This is a genomic window from Bacillus sp. V3-13 (assembly GCF_002860165.1).
Classification (GTDB): domain Bacteria; phylum Bacillota; class Bacilli; order Bacillales; family Cytobacillaceae; genus Bacillus_BJ.
The window spans coordinates 61,726-77,426 of sequence record NZ_PGUZ01000010.1; the positions used below are offsets into that span (position 1 = coordinate 61,726).

Genomic DNA, 15,701 nt, shown 5'->3' on the forward strand with positions numbered 1-15,701 from the left:
AAAGAGCATGCTGAGTTGTTTTGAGCATGCTCTTGTTTTTTAATTAATTGAAACAGGCTGCCATGATCTTTGGCAGCCTGTTCGGTCCAAGTGCTTCAAGTTAAATGGCCGACCTGCAGCTGGCCGCCATAGAAATGGTTTTTCTTTAAATAAACGTAAAGAGCAATAAAGAAAACCGCACTGAATGCCCTGAGGAAACCGGATAGCCACATTGCTATGTCCATCGTTGTAGTTTCAAGCATATACACACCAAATTGTGGGGCAACGAAGCCAACAATAGCCAGTAAAATATTATAATTGGATATGCAGCTGCTGCGGTTGTGATCTTCAGTTACTTCAAGCAGCTGATTAAACAGCAGCAACACTGTCCCTGATACAAACAAGCCGGAAAATGTATTGATGACAATCAAGTAAAACATATTGGTCGATAAAATCGTCAATATCGGAGCAGACGCCATTCCTAATGAAACAAGAACGAGCATTTTCGCATTGCTGTGCTTATCAGCCATTTTGCCCCACCATTTAAAGCTGACAACCTGGCTGACCTGATTGGCCACAGCGATTAAACTAATCCAAAACGCTGTCGCTCCTGCGTGTTTTATATTATAAATACTAAACAATGACCAGGACATCTGCCAGGCAAAGTTAAAAAACAGCCCGCAAATCAGAAAGTAGAGGAATGGTTTATGTTTAAAAACATTCAGGCCCATGTTCATTGACTTGCTGTTGGTTTTCTTTTCAACCGGAGGCTCCACATGCCTGTTTAAATAATAAATTTCAAGCAAGCCGACAAGGAAGGCAAACAAAAATAGAATTTGATAAGGAACCGGATTGCTTTTATCAAACTGTTGCAACAGCACACCCATTAAAAAAGTGGCGACCATCCCAACAATTGTAATGATCTTATTTCGTTCGCTAAAAAACCCATTTCTTCGCTTCTCGGGAATAATATCCCCAATAAAGGCCTGCCAGCTTAAATTGGCAAAAGAACCCGGCAGATTCATCATCCCAACCAAAAGCACGAACACCCAGCTTCTGTATTCAGATGGAATATAGATGACAAAGAACATCGCCAATAAAAACAGGCGGGTAAACAGAAACGAATAAGCGGTGAATTTCTTTTTTTCTCCGAGCCGCCCTAAAATAACAGACCCGATCAGCATCGCAAACATGCCGATAAACTGAGGGAGCGAACTTATTAATCCCACCTGGTAATTGGTGGAGCCTAAAACACTTATCGCAAACAATGGAAAATAGTTATTGCTAATGTTCAAAACAATCGATGTGCCAATTCCATTTCGAATACTTAATTTTTCGTTATTATCGTTCACACTTTTAATAAGTGCCATTATTGGTTTCATCTTCTTTCATTTATTAAAAATAAACTGTGGCTGACTGACATGAAATTCCTTAGTAATCATAATCCTCTGTTAATGTTTTGGCAATAGGGAATTTTGTTATTTTTTAACGAAATCATGACGCTTCCCCAAGAAAAAAATGGCATATAAAAAAAGCGATCAAAAATGAGATGAAGGAGATATTTGCTATAATGAATTCATGGTGGATCAAACTCCCTGGTGAACCAAAAAATGATGTTGATTTTTAAAAGGAGGAATTAAATAAATGCGGTTGGAAGAAAAGAAAATAGTAAGTCTTGTCCATCACGATTTCGAAGACCTTGAGCTATGGTATCCCATTCTCAGATTGCAGGAAGAAGGGGCCGTTGTACATTTGGCAGGAGAGAACGCAAAAGAAAAGTATATTGGAAAATACGGAGTACCTGCAACATCCGATTTTTCTTACGCAGATATTAAAGCCGAAGAATACGATGCAATCCTTGTCCCGGGTGGCTGGGCTCCGGATAAAATCCGTCGTTTCCCGGAAGTGCTATCACTAATTCAACAAATGGACGAAAATAAAAAGCCGATCGGACAAATCTGCCACGCTGGCTGGGTCTTGATTTCAGCGAAAATTTTGCACGGTAAAAAAGTAACAAGTACGCCCGGGATAAAAGATGATATGGAGAACGCGGGAGCAACATGGTTTGATGAGCCGGTAATCGTGGATGGCCACCTTGTTTCAAGCCGGCGCCCGCCAGATCTTCCGGATTACTTGCGCGAATTTATCAAAGTGTTGGAACAACAAGGTTAAAAAGAATAGATAAGCAACTCGATTCGATTTCTTCAAAAAAACTGCCGTTAAGTTTTTTATATCGCATTTTTATGTTTTTGCCCCAGTGCGTAGGAGGGAATTAATTCGTATTCTTTTAGGAAAGACTAATGATTGTTTATACTAATTCAAGTGAGGGGGGAATACGCCATGGAAAACATTGAAGTGGGCGAAGTGTTTACCATCAGTGATGAGAATGACGAGGAGCAGGAGGTTGAAGTGCTGGGATCCATGCATATTGAAGGTACAGAGTATGTGGCAGTAAGCTTTGTAGAAGACCTCGAGCAAGAAGGCGACATTGATGTTTTCTTTATGAAGGTGGATGACGAGGGTGATTTCTCAGCGATAGAAACCGATGAAGAGTTCGAGAAAGTTTCTGCGGCGTTTGCAGAAGTGATGGAAGTGGATGACTGAATGTATATAAAGTGAGCGCTCAAAATTGACAGGCAGGGGGGATGTTAGTTTCCACCCCTGTTTTTTGTTTCATCCGTCGTAACTGAATCGTACCAATTAAGCTTAAGTAAACATAAATGGCCTGATTTATTCATATGAATGGACAAGGTGTAAAAAAGGCATCAGACGATTGGAGACGGAGAAAACAATGGTGTTGTCGAAGGGAAATAATCGATCATTAGGCTCAATATTCTTTCGGCAAGTGCTTACTTATGGTTATTTAACATGCGGTGGGATTATTCAAGGACTGGGGATGGCGCTTTTCTTATTTCCAAATTCAATTCCTTCCGGCGGCGCAGCGGGACTTGCTGTTCTTTTAAATTTTTTTCTGGAAATTTCATTGGGATTGGCCCTTTGGTTTTCAAATTTGATTGCTCTTTCATTAGCCGTTAAATATTTCGGCTGCGAATGGACATTTCGGACAATGTATTCGGTATCTATTACATCGTTTACCGTGAATTGGGTAACCGCATTTTGGTATTTGCCTGATTTAAATATAGGATTGGACATCCTTTTAGGTGCGATATTGTATGGGATCGGCGTTGGCATTTTAATCAGGTACGGTTCATCAAGCGGAGGGATGGTCGTTATCGCCTTGATCATTGCCATGCAAAAAAACTGGTCTCCAGGGAAAGCAATGTTTTGGGTAAACCTATCGATATTTATTTTAACTGCGCTGGTAATTGATTTAAAAATCGTATTATTTGCGATTATTTGTCAATTCCTATCAGCCAAAATCATTGATTTCGTGGATAACTACAAAATTGAATTCACCCTTTTTCAAGAGCCGGGTTGGCGAAGAAAATAGTTGATAGCTAATATATAGGAGTTGCTAGCATTAAGATAACATAGGAAATGGAGGATTATTGAAAGCAATCCTGTCATGTGCAAATATTTGGCCTAAGTTATTGTTTATAAAAAATTTTTTCTCCATAAATGGGTTAATACTAACGATATACATTTATATGGAGGAAAAACATTCAATGCGGAGAAAATGGGTTATCGTGACAGTTATTTTAATAGGCATTATCCTTATTTCCATCGTTTCTTTCAGATATATCGATTTTGAATACTCTTATATGCCTGACAGGAATCAAGTACTTTCGACTGAAAACAGGCAAAGCCTGGGTTCCTATGATATATGGGGAACAGTCGTGTCTAAACAAGAAGCAGCTGAATTAAAAAAACAATATCAAGAAAACAGCCTTTCTGCTGAAAATGGTGCAGTGGAAATAAATGATTCCTTATTACAGCTTGGCAGGGAAACGTTTTATAAGGAAACCTTTGGGAATGAAGTGTTTCTTACAGACATTATGGGTGTAATAGATGGCCCTTTAACGATAGCGAATATGGCAAAAGCGATTGTCGCCCTGAAAGGACAAGGGACGACCAATTTGCGGGTTAAGCTCGCAGAATCTGCTGTTATCGGGGATAAAACCTTTAAAAAAGGGGAACTGATAGATACCGGCATAGATGTTGCAAGGGGAAGTTATACTCCAATGGGTATGCCTGTTTCTGTCTCTGACGGCAGAATCAGGGTGGGAATCAGTTGTGCGGCGTGCCACGCAACGGTTGATCCCACTAACAAGCAGGTTTTGGAAGGTGTCACCAATCCGGATTTAAACACAGGGCTCATTATGGCCCTTGCGCGCAATACAGCGTCTTATTTTACTCATTCAGAAATTGCCTCGCTTAAAAATTTTTTAAATGAAAAATCAGCTTCGATCATAAACAGCAAAGGAGAAAAAGAATTGCTGCCGGATCCAGATCTATTGGAGAACTCGGTAGACAGAACACTATTAAAATGGCCGCGCGGTAATTTTGACTCTTCGATTGATATGAAAAGCAATCCAACCCAGATCCCCGATGCGTTTACACTGGGAGATCATCCATTCAGCTGGAGCGGAGCCGTCATGGCCGGTCCGTTTAAGGGCTTGAGTTCATTCAGCAATAATGTTCATGCGCAAAATTCAGATAGTCTTGCGCAGACACCATCAAGCCAAGCTCTTTTTGATATGGACCCGGAGGTTTATCTTGGAACCATTCTCCAAAATGCCGCTGCTGAAAAATTTCGGTTTGACCCGAAAAAAGGGGAAAAGCCATCAAGTTTTTTCGGGAAAGTGGATCCAACACCCGGAGTTCCCGGCATAAACGAAATGGTTAAACCGCCTTCTTTTCCAAAAATCACACTGGTCGCGCCTGATGGCCTGCATGTCAGCTCGCCGGATCACAAAGTAAATGAGCAAAATAACAGCGTAGCGGCATGGCAGAATACACTTGAACCGCCACAGCGAACGAAAAAAACAAACAAAGATTTGGCGGAACAAGGTAGGAACGTTTTTGTCAACGCAGGCTGCATTTCCTGCCATGCAGGGAGCTATTTGACCAACAATAAGGTCGTATCGTCACAAGTACTCGGCACCGAGCCGACAAGAGCAGCAGCATTTAAGAAAACAGAAAAATTGTTTGGCGAAAGTGAGATATATGCTCCCAATACACCGGTACCCGTTCCCGACAATGCAACAGTATTGAAGGTACCAACAAAGCAATTGGATCCGGAGCAAATCAGACTTGCCTGGGCGAAAGATGGATCGCCCGGCGGCTATAAAGTTCCAAGCCTGATCGGGTTATATTGGGGGGCGCCTTATTTGCACGATGGCGGTGTGGCAGTTGGGAAATCGATGAAAAACGCTGGTGTTGCAAATACGATTTTAAAAGGTAAACCGGCAGATCCGGAAAACAGCTTGCTGGCATTGATTGATCGCGATTTACGGGACGAGGTGATTAAAAATAATCAATCATCACAAGATTTACAAGACGTCAGAGTCACTGGAAAAGGGCATGAATTTTGGGTTGATGCCGGAAGCGGCTTTTCCGCGGCCGACCAAAAGGCCTTAATCGAATACTTAATGTCGTTGAAAATGCCCTGAAATTAATACCACAAGTAAAACCCGGCACATTGCCGGGTTTTTCATCCAGTTTACAGCGTTCCCATCAAGATGCTGCAAGCAGTCCTAAAAGGTGCTTAGCGGTTCATTTAACATCATTCTTTTTTCCCTCCATTGTGCATATCTCTAGCTGTAACGGTGAATTTCATTGACTAAATCTTTCTTGCATCTCCTTTTTATTATCTTCAGATAATTTTATTTTTTTAAAATTTAAAAACTAGTCTATAACAAATACTGAAAAAGGACAAGTGGAAAGTATTGAACAGCATGAAGAAAGGAAGGAGGAAAGTCCATAATTCACACAGATTGATTGTAGTTCTGAAAATTAACAAAAGAAAGATTAGAGGAAACTTTGTATTTATCCTTGAATCACCGTTATATTAATAAACCTTGCACGCGGGCACATTAAGCTTGATCACACCAAACACCTGAAGAGGTGAAAGCTGCATGTCCGATTTTTGCCCTGTTGTATGGCCGGAAGAACCAGTTCCCGATAGCCTTAAAAATTGCCAAGAATGCGGTCTTTACAAGCATGGATCACGCATGGTTTGGGGAGAAGGCAACCCGGAGGCGCTGATCATGGTTATTCCTGATAACCCAGGAGCAAGTGAAGATCGTGAAGGGAATTCGTTTATATGTGGAACTCGACAAACGTTACAACAAGCTGCCGTTTCAGTCGGATTGAAAATGGAGGAAAACATGATAAACAGCAAACTCAAAGTAATTGTATTTGATTTAGATGGCACGCTATATGAAGACACTCACCATTTTGATTATTATGCTGAGAAGCTCCGAAGTAAACTGCCATCCGAACTTAGAAATTCTTTTTGGGAAGACTATCAATTATCAGTCCAGGGGAACCATACCCTAAAGATTGGGACGGTGTATGATATTGAACGGGATCTAGTCCTGATACAAGAGCACAATATTGTAAAAGCAGGTTACAGATGGGATGGCCATCCATTATCTGATGCAGAGATCATGAATTTATATCCTAAGCCCATTACGCTGGATTTAGTGCACATGATCAGTATTGGCGATTTATGGTGGGTCCCTTCTGCAATTGCACGTCATTATGGGCTGGGTGGTGAAGCTTCCCAGGAAGCCTTCCTCGAAATTAGAAGATATATGATGGATCCTGAATTTGTGATGACAAGAGTACCCGGTTTTAGAGAAGCACTTTGGAACTTAAAAGAGAGTGGTTACAAGTCAGTGTTATTAACTAACAGTCCCAAGAAGGATAGTGAAGTTATCCTTTCAAAGCTAGGTCTGGAAAACGTCTTTGACAAGAAAGTTTTTGAGGGGCAAAAACCAACACGAACCGTGGAACGCTTTAATGAAATAAAAGATCATTTTCAAGCTGAATTTCATGAAGTATTAAGCATCGGGGATAACTGGATCAATGAAATTCTTCCGGCGAAGGAGCTCGGATGTTCAACAATCTTAATTGATCCGCATGGAATAAGCAAAAAAGGCTATGCAGACAAAGTCGTGAAAAATATTTCTGAATTAATTCCTGTGTTGCGTGAACTTAAAGCAGCACCTAGCAATTCTTATCGCTAAAACGAAAAAAACATATAAGAAAATCTAACAGGTTTAATGCAAGCGTTAGTTCAACTTTGTATGAAGCTTACCTTTGCAGGTCCAGATGGAATTATCATATTGAGTGTTTTTGCTATTGCCATGCTGGTATCGGTTATTTTTCAGGACGCGGCGAAAAGGATTTACATCATAGTTTGTCAAATTATTATTTAGCCGGCAGAAACCTCGGTTTTATCGCCCTATTTTTTACTCTTTATGCCACTCAATACAGCGGGAATACCATCGTGGGTTATGCTCCGACTGCTTATCGAACCGGCTTTTCCTGGCTTCAGTCGATCTCCTTTACGACTGTGATTATTGGGATCTACTTATTATTTGCACCGAGGCTGTACGTCATATCAAAACGCCAGAATTTCGTGACGCCAACCGATTGGCTGCAGTTTCGCTTTAAATCAAAAGCTGTCACTTTGCTAAGTATTTTCATTATGCTGTGGGGGCTGGGGAACTACTTGCTCGAACAGCTTGTCGCAATTGGTCAGGCTGTTTCAGGAATGACAGGTGGAACAATTCCATACGAAATTGCCGTCATCGCCTTTGTGCTGGTCATGCTCATTTATGAGTGGATGGGTGGGATGAAGGCGGTCGCATTTACAGATGTATTGCAGGGAGTTATCCTCATGATCGGGATTTTCGTATTTCTTGCGGGAGCGCTCTATCTTGTCGGCGGGAATTTTTCTGAGGTTACCAGGTTTGTCGCCGAGACAGAGCCGGCCAAAATTGCCGTGCCGTCAATGGATGTGTCGATCAATTGGTTCAGCATGCTCCTTCTCGTCGGGCTGGGCGCTTCTATTTACCCGCATGCCGTCCAGCGGATCTACTCGGCGGAAAGTGAAAAGACTCTGAAAAACTCTTTTGCAAGAATGGCATGGATGCCTCCGATCACAACAGGGCTTGTATTTGTGGTCGGCATCATTGGTCTCATGCTTTACCCCGGCCTCGGGGAAAACGGCTCAGAACAGCTGGTAGGGTTAATGGCGAATGAAATTGCCGCGATCAATCCTTTCTTTTACTGGATGATGATTATATTCTTCGGGGGAATTGTTGCCGCTATCATTTCAACAGCTGACTCAGTTTTGTTGAGCTTTTCATCCATGCTTTCCAATGACGTTTATGGCAAGTTTATCAGTCCCCGCGCATCTGAACATAAGAAGGTAATGGTCGGGAAGGTTGGTGGAATTATTGCAGTCATAATATTGTTATGGATTGCCTGGAACCCTGTATGACATTTTCGTCCTTAAGTTTGAATTGCTTGTGCAAGTTTTCCCTGCCTTTGTTCTTGGGCTGTATTGGAAGCGATTATCAGGAAGAGCCGTTTTTTGGGGAATGCTGTTTGGGGCGATTCTTGCCGGATTACTAACCTTGACAGGCTATAAAACGGTCTGGGGTATCCACGGCGGTGTCCTCGGGTTGGGATTAAATTTTTTTGTCTGTGTCGTTGGTTCACTACTTCTTCCTGCAACTGCGAAAGATTCGCTTAAAGAAGAGGAAATCGCTACTTTAGAAATGAGGGCTTAAAGAAGCAGCCAAATTTTGAATAAGAGATGATCTGATATGAATCTGTTATTAAAAGTTAAGTTTGTTGATGTGGGGGAGCCATGGCGCATGCTGATCTGGCTCCTTGCCGCGCAGATTATGGTTGCTTTTATTGGGCGAAGCCTTGGTCCACTGGGCGTATTAATAGGCATGGACCTTTCGCTTACGAACCCTCAAATTGGTTTGCTCCCGGCTGCCTTATTTTTTGGACAATCGCTTGCTTCCATTCCTGCCGGTTTTGCTGCTGACCGGTTCGGGTCACGAAAACTGCTCTTGTTAATTTCTATTTGTACCTCAACAAGTTTTTTGGCAATAACCATTACCTCGCAGTTTTCATTAGTTTTACTGCTCGTCGTCGTGGGGGGGCTTGGTTATGGGGCGATGCACCCAGTCACTACCCGCGGAATTACTTACTGGTTTTCGTTAAAACAACGCGGACTGCCATGGGAATCAAACAAACAGGAGTAACCGGAGGGGCTGCACTTGCAAGCCTGTTGTTGCTGCCGCTGGCTGTCATTTTTCTATCGTTCTATCCGGTTTATTACTGGTGGTTTCCGAGATAAGCGGTTCGACTGGAAGAGTTGCTTGGGGAATAATCAGCGATAAATTCTATAACGGAAAAAGGATTATTATTTTACTGATGATTGGAATTATTACCGCTATTTGTAGTGTAACGGTAGCGATTTTGCCCGAAACCATTTCATTCTGGGCGCTAGCACCGATCATCTCTATTTTTGGGTTCGCGATTTCTGGATTCAATGGGATCTGGATGAACTTGGCGTCTGAACTTGTCCCAAAAGAACAGGCAGGAATATCAAGTGGTTTCAGCATCCTCTTTGGATCGGCAGGTGTCATTGTGATGCCTCCATTATTCGGACTATTGGTGGACGAAACTGGGAATTACGCGATCGGGTGGTTTTTCATTGCTGCCTTAATGATTGTCGTTCTTTTAATTCTGATGATCATACATCAACAGGAAAAACGTAAGTTCAAATATGCGGGAAGCAAACTATAAAAGAAGAGGGGACAAACCAAGTGAGATTTAATCCAAATGAACTTTCCACGAAAGATATGTATAAGCTATTGACCGGATCGGTTGTGCCACGGCCAATCGCATGGGTATCGACCATTTCTGAAGAAGGGATACATAATCTCGCACCTTTCAGCTTTTTCACCGTCGCTTCGCGCAAACCGCCGATGCTGTGTATATCGATCGGACCAGGTGTTGGGGAAAGGGAGGGAACCGAAAAAGATACTTTGGTCAACATTCGTTCAATCAAGGAATTCGTCGTCAATGTCGTGCCGGCACAGCTCGCCAACCAAATGCATACAAGTTCAGAAAATCTTCCAAGTCATGTGGATGAATTCACTGCGGCCAAACTCACTCCTATAAAAAGTGAGTCAATTCGGCCAATGCGAGTAAAAGAATCTCCTATCAATATTGAATGTACACTAGAACAGATCATTCAGCTTGGCAGCGACCATCTGATCATTGGAAGAGTGGTAGAATACCATATTGATGACGAGTATTACCTTGGAAACTATAAAGTCAACCTTGAAAAGCTTAAGCCGCTTGGCCGGTTAGCCGGAAATTACAGCGAATGTAGCGAGTTTTTTCAATTGCCGAGATAACTATCAAAAGTGAATTTTATTGGATAACGGTCATCTACATTACTCTGGATGGATGTTTTCTGTTGTTGAGATAAAAACACTCATGGCATATTGGATTGTCGTTTGAGCAGCTATCTTAAGTTACAAAGGATCATTGAACAGGTTTTTTAAAAGAAATGTAGAATTGATATAGTAGAATTTATGATAAAGGGGACCTGAAATGAACAGACTAAATATCATCACACTTGGCGTCAAAGATATCGTTAAGTCTCATGAGTTTTATAAAAAACTTGGCTTTGAAACATCAATAAGGGGAGAAGAATCAAGCCCTGACATTATCTTTTTTAAAAATGAAGGGTCAAGAATTGCTCTCTATCCTTTAGATGAGTTAGCCAAAGATGTTAATAAAGACAATCCTCCTGCGATAGCTCCTGGTTTTTCAGGGATCACATTAGCTTATAATGCAAAATATCGTGAAGAAGTGGATGACATTTTGAAGAAGGCAGAATTAGCTGGCGCGGAAATAAAAAAAGAACCGACAAGAACAGACTGGGGAGGGTATGGCGGATATTTCACTGACCTTGATGGCTACTATTGGGAAGTTGCATACGGAGAGTTTTGGCAATTTGACGATTCGAATATGTTGGTGATTGAAGATCAGTAATAGTTTACATGTTATACCAAATCAGTTTGTTTACATTTGAATTAGAAAGGTTAATCTCCCATCCATTCCTGTCATATTAGTAAAGACCCGCTTTGTTATATGCAGAGCGGGTCTTTACTAATATGACAGGGAAGTGACATTGCTTTAAAGATATAGAAGAACTATGTTTTTTAACCTTTCCAAAACCGAATGCGTTTTCAAAACAAAATATTAGCTCTTAGCGAATCAAAGGGTAATAATAGAAGATGTACTTATTGAGGAAACAGGTGAATTATATGTCACAGCATGACTTTACGTCTGGAAGCATATATAAGCAGCTGATTGTTTTTTCGACACCAATTATGCTTACAAATATACTGCAGGTGTCCTATCAATTTATTGACAGCCTTTGGGTTGGGAATCTTCTCGGGGCAAACGCACTTGGCGCAATCTCCGTGTCCGCGACGGTTATTTTTACCGTCTTATGCTGCCATCACGTTCCTGCTTGCACGTGAAAGCATCAGGCTTTTCATTCAGGAAGAAGGGGCCCTGGAGTTTGGGACCTTATATTTGAAAGTGGTCGCCTTTTTCTACCCGTTTCTAGGCATTAATTTTATCCTGAACGGCGTGGTCCGGGGAAAAAGGCATTGCGCTCGGGATGGGAACAAGCTTTGTCATCAGCAGCATTATTGCATTTCTGTATTATAGATTTGGGAAATGGGACAGGCAGGTAATTTTTGAAAAGAGTGAATAAAGGCTGGCAGGGCTGATACAACACGGTTCATAAAGCCTGCTTTTCAAAATGATGGTCTTTGGGTATCTTATAGGTATATCTTAATGGGAGGGAAACCAACAACCCATACCTTCTTCTGGGAGAGGGCAATAAAAAAGCAAGGATGATAAACATGGGAAGAAAATTAGCCGTAATTGATATTGGTTCTAATACAATCAGACTGACTATTTACAATTATAAAGCGGAAAGTATTTTGAAGGAAATTGAGAATATTAAGGTTTCAGCCCGGCTACAAAACTACCTGAACAATGAGCAAATATTAACCTATGAAGGTCTTAATATCTTGTTGGACTCTTTAAGCGTGTTTAAAGAAATTGTCTCTTTACATAAAGTCACATCAATCAAAGTGGTTGCCACTGCCGCAATAAGAAAGGCGAAAAATCAGCTGGAAATAAAACAATTGATAAATGAAAAAATCGGGTTTCCCATCGAAGTTTTACCAGGAGAATCCGAAGCGTATTACGGATTCCTTGGTGTCATTAACGCTACTTATCTGAAAGATGGAATAACGATTGACATTGGCGGGGGCAGCACGGAAATTACCCTATTCTCAAATCGAAAAATGATGCAATCCCATAGCTTTCCTTTTGGGGTAATCAACTTAAAACAACAATTTATCAAAGAGAAAATTCCTTCTATTGAAGAAATATCCGAACTGTCTTCATTTTTAAAAACTAACTTTCAGGAAATTGATTGGCTAAAAAATTGCCGGCTGCCAATTATCGGTATTGGCGGCAGCGCGAGAAATTTAGCGAAAATGGATCAGGCAATCAAAAACTATCCAATTGATTCCATCCATCAATATGAGATTAATTTACAAGATATTTTGACGGTACAAGAAGAATTATCTTCTTTAACCTATGAAGAAATCCAACATGTCGAAGGGCTTTCTAAAGAACGTTCAGACATTATCATTCCTGCTATTGAAGTATTTCTGTCGATATATCGGATCGTAAATGCACCATTTTTTCAATTCAGCCGAAAAGGAATCAGGGACGGACTTTTATATGAAAAGCTAATGAATGATGGGAGCGAGGACGCAAGTCAGCAGCCGCTTCAGAAAAGCCTTTATCAAATGGCAATTGAATATGATTTGGATATGGATAAAAGGTCTCAGGCAGCTAAAACCGCTGAGATGATTTTCAACTCCATCAGTAAAAACGAACTGGTTGAATTGACTGGGAATGATTTAAATGATTTAAGAAATGCCAGCTCTATTTATAAATTAGGAGAATTTTTCGAAAGAGATTCAGCGAGTGCACATACATTTTATCTGTTATCGAACCGCAATATTGATGGACTTTCCCATCGGGACCGGATTAAACTGGCTTTATTGGCTTCCTATCATTCAAAAAAGTCTTTTAAAGAGAATATTAATCCGTTTAGAGAATGGTTTACTAATGAAGATAAACAGAAAATAAAGATCCTTGGAGCAATATTAAAATTTTCATTCATTTTAAGCAGTACAAAAAGAGAAATTGTTCAGGATATACGATTTATAGAAGGAAAAGATAATATTAATATGGAGCTTTTATGCAATAAGAGCTGGCAAGTGGAACAACAGGCAGCGGGAAAACAGGTCAAGCATTTAGAACATGCCCTGGGGAAAAATATAAGCTTGCATTTTAAATTTCCAAGTTAGCTTTTGACGTGAAGGGTAAAAGAAATTCGTGTGAAAATATCCCCATTCGTAAAGGGAGAGATCAATATGCAACAGAACATTGACTTGAATCAACCTGCATTTTTTAATAACAGGGAACTTAGCTGGCTGGCATTTAATAACCGAGTCCTGGAAGAAGCAATGGACGAACGGAATCCATTACTTGAACGGCTCAAATTCCTGGCCATCTTCAGTTCAAATCTTGACGAGTTTTTTATGGTTCGGGTTGCCGGTCTCAAGGATCAGATAAAAGCAGGGTTTATGAAGCCTGAGAATAAAGCGGGATTAACACCGAAAGAACAAATAACTGAAATTACAAAACTTACCCATGAAATGGTGTGTAGGCAATACAGCACTTATAAACATCTACTGTCGTTGATGGAAAACGAAGATGTTTCCTTTCTTTCAATAAGGGAACTTCAGCAAGATGCATTAATTTACCTGGAACAGCATTTTGACGAGGTTATTTTTCCTGTATTAACACCGATGGCAATTGATGCTTATCGGCCTTTTCCTTTGTTGTCCAATAAAAGCATGAATCTTGCAGTTGTTCTATCCGAAAAGGATGAAGTATCAACTGACACGAAAAAATTAGCTATTGTGCAAGTACCAAGAGGGTTCGCACGGTTTGTAGAAGTTCCAAACAAAGCTGAAAATGGCAAAAAACAATTTGTATTAATTGAAGATCTGATAAGCCACTTTGTACATAAACTGTTTCATGGTTTACATGTTGAATCCGTGACACAATTTCGCATTACCAGGAACGCAGATTTAGAAATACACGAGGAGGGCGCAAGAGACCTGTTAGAGGAAATTGAAGAAGAGTTGAAAATGAGAAAATGGGGAGCGACCGTCCGTTTAGAAATAGCAAAAGACTTCTTTGATCCTGAAATATTATCTTATTTATTAGATGAATTGGAAATACACGCAAAAGATACCTATTTGATAAACGGTCCTCTTGACTTAACGTTTTTATTCAGTTTTTACAAACGAATTGCTCCTTTAAAGGTACATCTCATTTTTGAAACGTATATTCCCCAGCCTGCGCAGGATCTTATCCAGGTTATAAACGGCGAGCAGCAACATATTTTTGATATTGCTGCATCTAAAGATATCCTGCTGCATCATCCTTATGAATCTTTTGAACCTGTTATAGATTTAGTCAGGTGTGCTGCTGACGATCCCAATGTGCTGGCCATTAAACAAACTCTTTACCGGGTGAGTGAAAATTCCCCGATAATCGAAAATTTAAAAAAGGCGGCTGAAAACGGGAAGCAAGTGCTTGTTCTTGTTGAGCTTAAAGCGCGGTTTGATGAGGAGCATAATGTACATTGGGCAAAGGAGCTTGAGAAGTCAGGCTGCCATGTTATTTACGGGAAGACGTTTTTGAAGACGCATAGCAAAATCACGCTCATTGTCCGTAAAATGAATGAAACTATTCAACGGTTTGTCCATCTGGGAACTGGAAATTATAATGAAGAAACGGCAAAGGTTTACACTGATTTAGGATTGATTACGTCAAATCCTGAATTCGCGGTAGATGCAACAAATTTCTTTAATTATTTAAGCGGTTTTATGGAAAAGCCGGACTTTCAGCATTTTTATGTGTCCCCTATGGATATTCGTAAACATTTTATTCGATTGGTTGACCAGGAAATAGAGTATCATCAGCAATTTGGGAATGGCAGGATCATTGCGAAAATGAATTCAGTAACAGACAAAAAAATAATTCTGAAGCTGTATGAAGCTTCACGGGCTGGAGTCAAGATCGATCTCATTGTGCGGGGAATTTGCTGCCTTCGTCCGAAGATCAAAGGGGTTAGTGACAATATCCGGGTCATCAGTATTGTTGGCCGTTATTTAGAGCACAGCAGAATATTCTATTTTCATCACAATGGCCGAGAAAAAATGATCCTTTCCTCCGCTGATTTAATGACGCGCAACATGGAAAAACGTGTTGAAATTGCATTTCCTATTATCAACGATGAGCTGAAGGCTCGGCTGAAAAAAATACTAACTATTCAACTAAGTGATAATGTTAAAGCTCGCGAACAAGACCAATATGGAAATTATTCTTATGTAACAAGAAATGCTGATGACCAGGAGATCGACAGCCAAATGATCTTTCTGGGTATGGCATACCAGGTAACTGATGATGAAGCATAAAGGGTTAAATAGGACACGCTTTCTGTAACTTTACGTTAATCATTTTTTCTGAAGTTAACATGTTTTTGGATGAAATGGTTATATTAATAGAGAAAAAAGCGCAAGCGCCTTCGGAACAAGCAA

15 protein-coding genes and 1 pseudogene are annotated in these 15,701 nt (G+C 40.6%); 15 read left to right on the forward strand and 1 reads right to left on the reverse strand.

Translation table 11 applies throughout. The features are described from left to right. Window positions 1–95 precede the first annotated feature (95 nt). Complete coding sequence (locus tag CU633_RS04005; RefSeq protein ID WP_180954848.1) at window positions 96–1,349, reverse strand: MFS transporter; 1,254 nt, start codon at window positions 1,347–1,349, stop codon at window positions 96–98. A 274-nt stretch (window positions 1,350–1,623) separates the two neighbouring features. Between CU633_RS04005 and CU633_RS04010 the strand changes: the two genes are divergently transcribed. The 15 genes and pseudogenes from CU633_RS04010 (at window position 1,624) to CU633_RS04065 (ending at window position 15,578) form a co-directional block, all read left to right on the forward strand. Continuing rightward, window positions 1,624–2,151, forward strand: a complete 528-nt coding sequence (locus CU633_RS04010; RefSeq protein WP_101658442.1) for a type 1 glutamine amidotransferase domain-containing protein — start codon at window positions 1,624–1,626, stop codon at window positions 2,149–2,151. Window positions 2,152–2,319: 168 nt separating this feature from the next. Further along, window positions 2,320–2,583 carry a DUF1292 domain-containing protein gene (locus CU633_RS04015; RefSeq protein ID WP_101658443.1) on the forward strand — a complete coding sequence of 88 codons (264 nt, stop codon included), beginning with the start codon at window positions 2,320–2,322 and terminating at the stop codon, window positions 2,581–2,583. A 187-nt stretch (window positions 2,584–2,770) separates the two neighbouring features. Further along, window positions 2,771–3,430 carry a YitT family protein gene (locus tag CU633_RS04020; RefSeq protein ID WP_101658444.1) on the forward strand — a complete coding sequence of 220 codons (660 nt, stop codon included), beginning with the start codon at window positions 2,771–2,773 and terminating at the stop codon, window positions 3,428–3,430. A 175-nt stretch (window positions 3,431–3,605) separates the two neighbouring features. Then, on the forward strand, window positions 3,606–5,552 hold the full coding sequence (locus CU633_RS04025; RefSeq protein WP_101658445.1) for an electron transport protein: 1,947 nt from the start codon (window positions 3,606–3,608) through the stop codon (window positions 5,550–5,552). A 597-nt stretch (window positions 5,553–6,149) separates the two neighbouring features. Continuing rightward, complete coding sequence (locus tag CU633_RS22710) at window positions 6,150–7,133, forward strand: HAD family hydrolase (RefSeq protein WP_180954849.1); 984 nt, start codon at window positions 6,150–6,152, stop codon at window positions 7,131–7,133. 173 nt (window positions 7,134–7,306) lie between these two features. Beyond that, window positions 7,307–8,395, forward strand: coding sequence for a sodium:solute symporter family protein (locus tag CU633_RS04035; RefSeq protein ID WP_257958469.1), 1,089 nt, complete (start codon window positions 7,307–7,309; stop codon window positions 8,393–8,395). A gap of 28 nt (window positions 8,396–8,423) precedes the next feature. Then, on the forward strand, window positions 8,424–8,687 hold the full coding sequence (locus CU633_RS23220; RefSeq protein ID WP_257958471.1) for a hypothetical protein: 264 nt from the start codon (window positions 8,424–8,426) through the stop codon (window positions 8,685–8,687). A gap of 36 nt (window positions 8,688–8,723) precedes the next feature. Further along, a complete protein-coding gene (locus CU633_RS23225) occupies window positions 8,724–9,173 on the forward strand; it encodes an MFS transporter (RefSeq protein WP_257958472.1) in 450 nt (149 codons plus the stop codon). Between the two features lie 79 nt (window positions 9,174–9,252). Next, window positions 9,253–9,720 carry an MFS transporter gene (locus tag CU633_RS23230; RefSeq protein ID WP_257958473.1) on the forward strand — a complete coding sequence of 156 codons (468 nt, stop codon included), beginning with the start codon at window positions 9,253–9,255 and terminating at the stop codon, window positions 9,718–9,720. Window positions 9,721–9,740: 20 nt separating this feature from the next. Further along, entirely contained in the window at window positions 9,741–10,337 is a 597-nt protein-coding gene (locus tag CU633_RS04045) for a flavin reductase family protein (RefSeq protein ID WP_101658446.1), read from the forward strand. 199 nt (window positions 10,338–10,536) lie between these two features. Beyond that, on the forward strand, window positions 10,537–10,980 hold the full coding sequence (locus CU633_RS04050; RefSeq protein WP_101658447.1) for a VOC family protein: 444 nt from the start codon (window positions 10,537–10,539) through the stop codon (window positions 10,978–10,980). Between the two features lie 275 nt (window positions 10,981–11,255). Continuing rightward, window positions 11,256–11,444, forward strand: a pseudogene (locus CU633_RS23235) (MATE family efflux transporter); the annotation flags it as partial. Beyond that, window positions 11,401–11,667 carry an MATE family efflux transporter gene (locus CU633_RS23240; RefSeq protein ID WP_308314697.1) on the forward strand — a complete coding sequence of 89 codons (267 nt, stop codon included), beginning with the start codon at window positions 11,401–11,403 and terminating at the stop codon, window positions 11,665–11,667. The pseudogene CU633_RS23235 and the gene CU633_RS23240, both read left to right, overlap by 44 nt. A gap of 197 nt (window positions 11,668–11,864) precedes the next feature. Beyond that, on the forward strand, window positions 11,865–13,394 hold the full coding sequence (locus CU633_RS04060; RefSeq protein ID WP_257958474.1) for a Ppx/GppA phosphatase family protein: 1,530 nt from the start codon (window positions 11,865–11,867) through the stop codon (window positions 13,392–13,394). Window positions 13,395–13,460: 66 nt separating this feature from the next. After that, on the forward strand, window positions 13,461–15,578 hold the full coding sequence (locus tag CU633_RS04065; RefSeq protein WP_101658449.1) for an RNA degradosome polyphosphate kinase: 2,118 nt from the start codon (window positions 13,461–13,463) through the stop codon (window positions 15,576–15,578). The last annotated feature ends 123 nt before the right edge of the window (window positions 15,579–15,701 follow it).

What these genes read in the sequence shown, in the direction of transcription:
- CU633_RS04005 (WP_180954848.1), bottom strand. Translation starts at nt 1,349, where the DNA reads ATGGCACTTATTAAAAGTGTGAACGATAATAACGAAAAATTAAGTATT.
- CU633_RS04010 (WP_101658442.1), top strand. Translation starts at nt 1,624, where the DNA reads ATGCGGTTGGAAGAAAAGAAAATAGTAAGTCTTGTCCATCACGATTTC.
- CU633_RS04015 (WP_101658443.1), top strand. Translation starts at nt 2,320, where the DNA reads ATGGAAAACATTGAAGTGGGCGAAGTGTTTACCATCAGTGATGAGAAT.
- CU633_RS04020 (WP_101658444.1), top strand. Translation starts at nt 2,771, where the DNA reads ATGGTGTTGTCGAAGGGAAATAATCGATCATTAGGCTCAATATTCTTT.
- CU633_RS04025 (WP_101658445.1), top strand. Translation starts at nt 3,606, where the DNA reads ATGCGGAGAAAATGGGTTATCGTGACAGTTATTTTAATAGGCATTATC.
- CU633_RS22710 (WP_180954849.1), top strand. Translation starts at nt 6,150, where the DNA reads ATGGTTATTCCTGATAACCCAGGAGCAAGTGAAGATCGTGAAGGGAAT.
- CU633_RS23225 (WP_257958472.1), top strand. Translation starts at nt 8,724, where the DNA reads ATGAATCTGTTATTAAAAGTTAAGTTTGTTGATGTGGGGGAGCCATGG.
- CU633_RS04050 (WP_101658447.1), top strand. Translation starts at nt 10,537, where the DNA reads ATGAACAGACTAAATATCATCACACTTGGCGTCAAAGATATCGTTAAG.
- CU633_RS04060 (WP_257958474.1), top strand. Translation starts at nt 11,865, where the DNA reads ATGGGAAGAAAATTAGCCGTAATTGATATTGGTTCTAATACAATCAGA.
- CU633_RS04065 (WP_101658449.1), top strand. Translation starts at nt 13,461, where the DNA reads ATGCAACAGAACATTGACTTGAATCAACCTGCATTTTTTAATAACAGG.